The following is a 1,482-nucleotide window of genomic DNA, read 5'->3' on the forward strand; positions in this document are numbered from 1 at the left end:
TGTTATTCACCAATTAAAATGTCTATGCGATAAACCATTTAAAATGTCCTGTTTTTAACCACAAGAGTCAAGCACAGGATTTAACTTTCTTTGTTCAATAACAGCTTTCTGAGCTTTACGACTCGGCATACTTTTCTTGAGACGGGAACGTTTATTCTGTTTTTCCAACTCTTCATGCTGTTGCTGAATATGTGCCAGAACTGTACCTAACCGTTTATTCTCAACGATCTCATTCTGCTGTAGCCCAGCTAATTTATTGAAAATGCTGTAGTTGAGCTTTCGTCCCTCGTGCATGAGGGCCACAGTCCCATCCGGGTACTCCAGAAATGAAATATATTGCCCAACAAGCTTATGATTCAGCTCTATCGGTTCAAGCAGATAAATACATTTGTCATAGGTCAGGGTCAGATTCTTGGTGACCTTACGCGGTTCCTGCCAGGTAAAAATATCATCCAGTTCAAGATGAGATTCGGTTAATGGCCGATGTAAATTCTTTGAGTTTCGCGCACACTTGGCAAACTTCTGATTGAAATGCTCAATAAAGCAGGGCAGCCAGGCATTTGCCTCGGCAATTGAACAGATACCTTCTAGGCGCATTTCCTTGATCAGGCGATCCTGGAGTGTTCTATTGGCACGTTCCACACGGCCTTTGGCCTGGGGTGAGTTGGCGAAGATAATACCAATATTTAACTCATTCAGAATCCGCCCAAATTGCGTGATCTGGCTATCTTGGCTCGATTTCTGATTCACTCGGAATACCGAGTGTTTATCGCTATAAAACGCTAAAGGCTTGCCGTATTGCTCAATGTAGGCTCGGGTTGAAAGCATATAATCAAAGGTCGTTTCAGCCTCACAAAAGCGCAGATGCAACAGCTTTCCAGTGGCGTCATCGATATAAACCAGCAAGCAGCATTTGGAAGCTCGACCTTCAAACCAGTTATGATATGAGCCATCGATCTGGATCAGCTCACCGAAGCAATCACGGTTGTATCGAGGCTGATATGGACGTTTCAGGCGCTTGGATCGAGGAATCCAGAGGTCATTTGCAGTCATCCAGCGACAAACCGTTTCTACCGGGATATGCAGGCCAAACATGCTGCTGAGCTTCTCATGAGCCAATGTAGGACCAAAGCCAAGTAAATGTTCAGAAATAATGGAAAGACATTCTGATTTTAACAGGACGTCATGGCGACGATGACCCGGTTGACCACGACTGGCATGTGCCATACCTGAGACACCATCTTGATTGAGCTTCTGCAATAACCGGGTAATTTGACGGGTGGAAAGATTCAGGATTTCAGCAGCACGGACCTGGGTAATACGATGATCTCTAACGTCTTGCAGAACTGCAAGACGTTGAATTTCTTTATCAGACATAGTGATCAGCATCTATATTTTATATCCAGTCCATGGTGATAAAAACCATCATAAACCAGACATTTTTATTGGTGAGAATATAGACACTTTAAATGGGTTCTAACA

1 protein-coding gene is annotated in these 1,482 nt (G+C 43.6%); it reads right to left on the bottom strand.

Annotated elements, in window-relative coordinates:
• Positions 1 to 54: 54 nt before the first annotated feature.
• Positions 55 to 1,389: an ISNCY-like element ISAba32 family transposase gene (locus tag NI464_RS15715; RefSeq protein WP_253139527.1), complete on the bottom strand. Its 1,335-nt coding sequence runs from the start codon at positions 1,387 to 1,389 to the stop codon at positions 55 to 57.
• Between the last annotated feature and the right edge of the window lie 93 nt (positions 1,390 to 1,482).

Origin of the sequence: Acinetobacter lwoffii (assembly GCF_024129685.1) — a bacterium.
Taxonomy (GTDB): domain Bacteria; phylum Pseudomonadota; class Gammaproteobacteria; order Pseudomonadales; family Moraxellaceae; genus Acinetobacter; species Acinetobacter lwoffii_X.

Excerpts from the sequence above, each read along its gene's own strand:
- NI464_RS15715 (WP_253139527.1), bottom strand. The coding sequence starts at position 1,389 with ATGCTGATCACTATGTCTGATAAAGAAATTCAACGTCTTGCAGTTCTG.